The 5,994-nt window shown below is 60.7% G+C and carries 7 protein-coding genes; 6 read left to right on the forward strand and 1 reads right to left on the reverse strand.

All coding sequences use genetic code 11. From position 1 onward, the window contains the following. Window positions 1–1,066: 1,066 nt before the first annotated feature. The 6 genes from BGN95_RS07230 (at window position 1,067) to BGN95_RS07255 (ending at window position 5,272) form a co-directional block, all read left to right on the forward strand. Window positions 1,067–1,378: a hypothetical protein gene (locus tag BGN95_RS07230; RefSeq protein ID WP_286772110.1), complete on the forward strand. Its 312-nt coding sequence runs from the start codon at window positions 1,067–1,069 to the stop codon at window positions 1,376–1,378. Window positions 1,379–1,518: 140 nt separating this feature from the next. After that, entirely contained in the window at window positions 1,519–2,142 is a 624-nt protein-coding gene (locus BGN95_RS07235; protein WP_286772111.1) for a superoxide dismutase, read from the forward strand. 90 nt (window positions 2,143–2,232) lie between these two features. Beyond that, a complete protein-coding gene (locus tag BGN95_RS07240) occupies window positions 2,233–2,511 on the forward strand; it encodes a hypothetical protein (protein WP_286772112.1) in 279 nt (92 codons plus the stop codon). Window positions 2,512–2,514: 3 nt separating this feature from the next. Then, a complete protein-coding gene (locus tag BGN95_RS07245; RefSeq protein WP_286772113.1) occupies window positions 2,515–4,077 on the forward strand; it encodes a bifunctional aminoglycoside phosphotransferase/ATP-binding protein in 1,563 nt (520 codons plus the stop codon). A 251-nt stretch (window positions 4,078–4,328) separates the two neighbouring features. Next, complete coding sequence (locus BGN95_RS07250) at window positions 4,329–4,607, forward strand: response regulator transcription factor (RefSeq protein ID WP_502688266.1); 279 nt, start codon at window positions 4,329–4,331, stop codon at window positions 4,605–4,607. After that, window positions 4,601–5,272: an NAD(P)H-dependent oxidoreductase gene (locus tag BGN95_RS07255; RefSeq protein WP_286772114.1), complete on the forward strand. Its 672-nt coding sequence runs from the start codon at window positions 4,601–4,603 to the stop codon at window positions 5,270–5,272. Before BGN95_RS07250 ends, BGN95_RS07255 begins: the two co-directional genes overlap by 7 nt. 134 nt (window positions 5,273–5,406) lie before the next feature. On the opposite strand, the gene BGN95_RS07260 is transcribed toward BGN95_RS07255, so the two are convergent. Further along, window positions 5,407–5,994, reverse strand: a 588-nt coding sequence (locus tag BGN95_RS07260) for a c-type cytochrome (protein WP_286772115.1), incomplete at its 5' end; no start/stop codon positions are given.

Consider the following 5,994-nt stretch of genomic DNA (forward strand, 5'->3'; position numbering starts at 1 on the left):
TCCCCGAGGATCTCGCCGTACTGACTCCGCGTGAATTGAGTAAGCGGCTCGACGAGCTCGCTTGAAGCACGGATCCCACAAGGCCGCGCTTTGCCTCGGCGCACCAGCTTCAGCAGAGGCGCAATGTGTCGATGGCTTCCCGATCCGGGACTTAGAGAGGATAAACGGTCATGGCAACCACACCCGGAGCACCGCCTCCCGATACGATCAATCCGCAATCGCCGCCTGAGAGCCCGCCCGATCCGCTATTTGCTCCCTCGCCAGCCCCGCCCGAAGTCGCGCCGGAGGTCCCCGGTATCGACCAGCCCGACTGCAGCCCCGAAGAGTGGCAGGCTCCCAATTGAACGATTTTCAGGCGAGCACGGCACCTGTCAGCAACTGGCGGACGGATTTCGGGTTTCTCGCGGCGTTGAAACCGCCGCATCCAGCAACAAAGCAAAACTCACCAGCGCGAAATTTGGACCGATGCCGACCGCGCGCCAAATTCAACCTGTCAGCGACTTGGCGCTCGCATCCGCCGACAGCTGCCGATCCGATGCTATTCGCCGCGCGAGCTTCCGCCGCAACACCATCGCGTCACCATGATCATCGAAATAAAGGTGGCTGGTCATGCCAGCGGAATAGGAGAACAATATATCGCGGCCAAGGCCGCGGCCAGGTCTTCGGCGACGGCAGAAAGCAGGCGTCCAGCGACCCAAGCGCCGCGAACATGTGGCATCGGACCTCGAGTCCAAGCGCTCTCCGCTGGCTCGATGGACAAGAATTTGACGTCGCTATACGGGAAACGAGTAGTGGATGGACTGGTGATCAGCCGAACGACGGCATTGCGGAGCCCAAATAGACGGTACTCATGCACTTCCAGTCAGTCCAGCCGCCGTTCGGATGCCGCAATGCTCACCGCAAAGGGTGCGTCAGCGCGGGATTGAGCCGGTGATAGGCGGGGGTCGGCAGCGCGCCGCGACCCGCCTATTCATGCGGCCACGACACTAGGTATTGTCGCGGATTCCGATGGCTCTTCGATCACGTCATATTGCGCGTGACTTTAACGCTATCTGGAGTGGATTCCATGCGCCACCTGAGCAAATTGAAGAGCGGCGTTGCCCTCGGAATCGTAGTGGGGATCGGACATTTGGTCTGGGCAATGCTGATCGCTTTCGGCGCTGCTAAACCAGTGCTCGATTACATACTGAAGCTACATTTCCTCGAATTCACCTACATGCTTGCACCATTTGATGCAGTTACCGCAATGACGCTTGTCGCGGTGACGGCCGGCGTCGGGTTCGTGATCGGCGTGACCTTTGCCGCGGTCTGGAACTGGCTTGTTACCCCGCGGGCATCCGCTCAGGATGATCGGGGCGCGAGGGCATTCGCCGACTGATGTGAGTGTCTGCCTAGCACCCGCAGCAATGGTGCCGAGACTGAACCGGCGACGCATCTAAAACTTGATTCCGGGATGGCACGCAATCTGCATCTTCATCCCGGGCGATTGTTCATTGGTGAACCATTCTGGAGCGGATCATGGCCTTTCAGCTTCCCCCACTGCCCTATGCCACGGACGCCTTCGGCGAGATTCTCTCGGCGGAGACATTCCATTTTCATCATGGCAAGCATCACAACGCCTATGTCCTAAAGGCGAACGAGCTCATTGCAACGAACCCGGAGCTTCAGGGGAAATCGCTCTTCGAATTGATCCGGCTGACCGCGAAATCCCGCCCGGACGAGCTCTTCAATCAGCTGGGGCAAATCTGGAATCACAGCTTTTATTGGCTTGGCCTGTCGCCCCAAAAGAAGCAGCCTACGGGCAAGCTCCTCGGCCTGATCAATGAGAGTTTCGGCTCGCTCGACAATCTCGTTGAAAAGCTGAAAGGCGAAGCCGTTGGCCATTTCGCGAGCGGCTGGGCAGCGCTCAATCTGATCGACGGCAAGCTTGACGTCACCTCCTATCATGACGCCGACACGCCGGCAGCGCATGATGCGAGGCCGCTCCTGATTCTCGATGTGTGGGAGCATGCATATTATATCGACTACCGGAACGTGCGGGCGAGCTACGCGGAGGCCATCCTCCGCCACGCGATCAACTGGGATTTCGTAGCGCAGAACCTCGACGGGCTCGGTCTCACCCGCGCCGACCAGCCGGGCTGAACGCAGCCTCGCGTCAGTACCACCTGGGTCCGAAACGCGTCACGCCCTGACCTTATTGTACAGTCTTTTTTTTTGCCGGCGATGCAGCGGATGACCGATTTTCTGCGCGGATCAGCTATCTGGTGCAGCGCTGCACAAGAAGGCGCTATTCCGCGGCGGTACGAGAACATGAAACAGGGAACTTTGCCCAATGCGGCGCAGTATCTCCACGTCAATCATGCGCCGATAGATTTCTCTACCAGGAGGTTATCCTCGATGAACGATCTCGGTTTGACCCCTTCACGTTCGGCAGCGGCGACAGAATCCTGCCCGTCTATCATTCTTATGACACCCTCCATGCCGCTGGAACGAAATCCCGTTAGGCCTTGAACAATGCCCCGATCACAGCCTCCTCGAGATCGGCGCGGCCAGCGCGATCTCATCGCTTTCCTTAAAGCCACGCTCGATGACGGCCATGGCTGCACGCAAATTGATACGCACGCCGCCAGCCTTTTTCTGGCGGGGGACAGGGCGTGGAAACTGAAGCGAGCGGTAAAATATCCCTATCTCGACTTCTCGACCCCGCCATTGCGTCGCGCTGCGCTCGAAGCTGAGCTTCGCCTCAATCGCCGGACGGCACCTGACATGTATCTCGCGGTGCATCCGGTCGTACGATCCGGAGAAAGCTTTCGCATCGGCGGCTGCGGCGAGCCGGTCGACTGGCTGCTCGAAATGCGCCGCATCCCCGACCAGTCGCTGCTTACCGATGTCGCCGAGGCCGGCGGGCTTGATATCACACTGATCACCCGGCTCGCAGATCAGATCCACTCGTTCCATGACAAGGCCGGGCCCGTCAGGCGCGAGCATGGCGCCAACGATGTACGGCATATCATCGATGGCAATGCGGACAGCCTCGCCAGGTTCACCCCGATATTTGGCCGCGCCCGCGTCTTGCGGCTTATCGACAGCCAGCGAAAGACAGCCGAACGCCATGCAGTTCTGCTCGACAGGCGCGCGCGCATGGGTTTCGTACGGCGGACGCACGGAGATTTGCACCTCGCCAATATCGCCGTGATCAACCGTGAACCGGTGCTTTTCGACTGCCTTGAGTTCAGCGACGAACTCGCGACCACCGACACGCTTTACGACGTCGCTTTCCTATTGATGGACCTTTGGCGCAAGGGCCTGACCGCCGACGCCAATATCCTCTTCAACCGCTATATCGATGTAGCCGCCGACGAGGAGGGGGTAAGGCTCCTCCCGCTCTTCATGTCGATGCGGGCGACGATCAGGGCACATGTGTTGGCCGCCGCGGCGGAGCAGCAGGCACGTTCCTCGAACCAGAAGGAAGCCTTGCGCTTCCTGTCATTGGCGGAAGCGCTGCTGGAGCCCGGATCGATCGCCCTTACGGCGATCGGCGGCCTTTCGGGAACCGGCAAGTCCGCGGTTGCGAGGGCAATTGCTGGCGCGTTCGGCCGGGCACCGGGGGCACGGGTGCTACGCACGGATGTCTTTCGCAAGCGATTGGCGCGTGTGCCACCAGAACAGAAACTCGCCGAGAGCTTCTACTCGCCGCTGGCGAACAATATCGTATACGACTTGATTTGCGACCATGCGAGCGCGCATCTCTCGTCCGGAAACTTCGTCATCGTCGACGCGGTACTGGCGCGAAATGATGAGCGCGTACGGATCGATCGCGTGGCTACCCACGCTCGCGTTCCATTTATCGGATGCTGGCTAGAAGCACCGGAGGCAACAAGGCTCGCTCGCGTGGCCAAGCGGGCGGGCGACGCCTCTGATGCGGACGTGCGGGTCGTCAGGCTGCAATCCTCGAGACCGATGCGCGTACCCTCAGGCTGGCACGCGGTGAGCACTGACGCGTCGCTGGCACAGGTCATCGCCAAAACGCGAGCGATAGTGGAACAAGCTCTCACAGGCCCGCACTGGGCCGGCTGACCGGCCTTTCGCCCACCCGCTAGGCCGGATTGGCGATGTGAGGTCACATTTCAATTGGAACATGAAAGTTCTGCTCGCTTCCAAAGCGCAAACCCTAGGGCCAATACGTAACGACGAACCTCCTCCGTTTGGGGCATTGATCCATTCCAGGGGATATGAACGATGAGAGTTCGACCTGCACAACGGTGCCAACGCGACCCAGCCGCTATCGCCTGCGCTAGGGGTGAACGGCCGCACCGGGAATCGTTGGCATGACCGGGAGCGTCGTCCGCCCTGCCGGCAAGGCCACCCCCCCGCTGTTCAATCACCTTTCACCACGTGAGCGCGAGGTACTCGACGGCATCGTGCAAGGCCTCACCAATCGCGCGATCGGAGAGGCGCTGGGAATCAGCCACCGCACGGTCGAGATCCATCGTGCGCGGCTCATGCGCAAACTCAATGCCACCTCTTTCGCCAGCCTCATCGCGATCGCGCTGGGCCAGCGGAGCGACGCGCGGTCGGGGCCTTCTGAAAGGAAAGACAGATGCTGAACGTCACTCCAGGCGATCTGCATCATCTAATCGTCCTTGGGCATCCCGCGCCGAACAGCTTTAATCATGCGGTCGCGTCGGCCTATGCGGATTCGATCCGTCAATGCGGTCAGTCGCCGACGATCCGCGACCTTTACGCCATCGGCTTCGATCCGCTCTTGCGCGCCGCGGAGCGGGCCGAGGCGGCGGATTTCCGCCTATCGCCGGATGTCGAATGGGAACTCGAACTGGTGCGGACTGCGCGGGTGATCACGCTCGTCTATCCTATCTGGTTCGGAATGCCTCCGGCAATCATTACGGGCTATGTCGATCGCGTGCTCGGGGCCGGGCTCAGCGCCACGGCAATCCGCCACAACAAGCCGCACGAAATGTTGGAAAACAAAGATTTCGTGCTGGTCACAACGTCTGGTTCAACGCTCCCGTGGCTTGCCGAGCGCGGGCAATGGGAGGGCATGCGCGAGGCGTTCGATTCCTATCTTGAGACGATCTTCTCTTTTGCCAGCGTCGAGCATGAACATCTCGATTCCATCGTGACACCGCTCGCACAGGATTATGCGGCTCAATGCCTCGGGCGGGTCGCCGACCGCGCAAGGCTCGTCTGCAGCCGGGTGCTAAGCCGCGCACATCAGCAACAGAAGATCGACAAATTGCGAAAAGGCACCTGATCGATGCGGTGGCATCCCCGCGATCGGAACCTTGGCTAAGGCAGGGCGTGGTTGGCCAGCGATGGCAGCGCCGCCGCGCCCGCCTGAGCATTTCAGCGATATCGCCGGACAGGACGGGGGAGCCATATGCGCCTTCAGCGGCGTGGCCCCCCGACCTTTGGGAGATTGGCCTGGATGAATGTCGTCACCGCCCAGATGTCGTCGGCTGCCAGAATCTTTCCGAACGCAGGCATCGAACTGGCAACGGGCGCGCCACCCTCGGCGATGGTCCAATACATGAATCCGTCGGATCGGGAGACCTTCATTTCAGAAAGCCAGGCAAGATCGAACGGCGCGGGCGCCAGGACCGATCCCGCCGGTCTATCACCGGTGCCGGTCGCGCCGTGACAGGCGGCACAATGGGCGGCATAAACCACCTCTCCTCTCGCGACCGTAGCCGCGGACCTGATCAAAGGATTGCGCAACGCGCGATAGGGTTCAGGGACACCGTCCCTCGCCACCTTCCGATGCCTCGGAATCCGATCAATCTGCGACCAGCGATGCAATCCCGGAAGCGGCTTCCATTGCCCTTTGGCACCGGAAGCGATCACCGGCAGCAGCATGATTGAAGCAACAATGAGCCTGGGTTTGAGCATCTGGAAAATCTCAATGGAGCGCGCATCGAGGCGAAAGAGATAGGCCGGGACGCGCCGACGCCGATCCGGTGTTCCCATGTGCCCGTC

Origin of the sequence: Sphingomonas sp. 66-10, from assembly GCF_001897045.1 — a bacterium.
Taxonomy (GTDB): Bacteria; Pseudomonadota; Alphaproteobacteria; order Sphingomonadales; family Sphingomonadaceae; genus Sphingomonas; species Sphingomonas lycopersici.

Coding starts and splice junctions, on each gene's coding strand:
- BGN95_RS07235 (WP_286772111.1), top strand. CDS start 1,519: ATGGCCTTTCAGCTTCCCCCACTGCCCTATGCCACGGACGCCTTCGGC.
- BGN95_RS07245 (WP_286772113.1), top strand. CDS start 2,515: ATGCCCCGATCACAGCCTCCTCGAGATCGGCGCGGCCAGCGCGATCTC.
- BGN95_RS07250 (WP_502688266.1), top strand. CDS start 4,329: ATGACCGGGAGCGTCGTCCGCCCTGCCGGCAAGGCCACCCCCCCGCTG.
- BGN95_RS07255 (WP_286772114.1), top strand. CDS start 4,601: ATGCTGAACGTCACTCCAGGCGATCTGCATCATCTAATCGTCCTTGGG.
- BGN95_RS07240 (WP_286772112.1), top strand. CDS start 2,233: ATGACCGATTTTCTGCGCGGATCAGCTATCTGGTGCAGCGCTGCACAA.
- BGN95_RS07230 (WP_286772110.1), top strand. CDS start 1,067: ATGCGCCACCTGAGCAAATTGAAGAGCGGCGTTGCCCTCGGAATCGTA.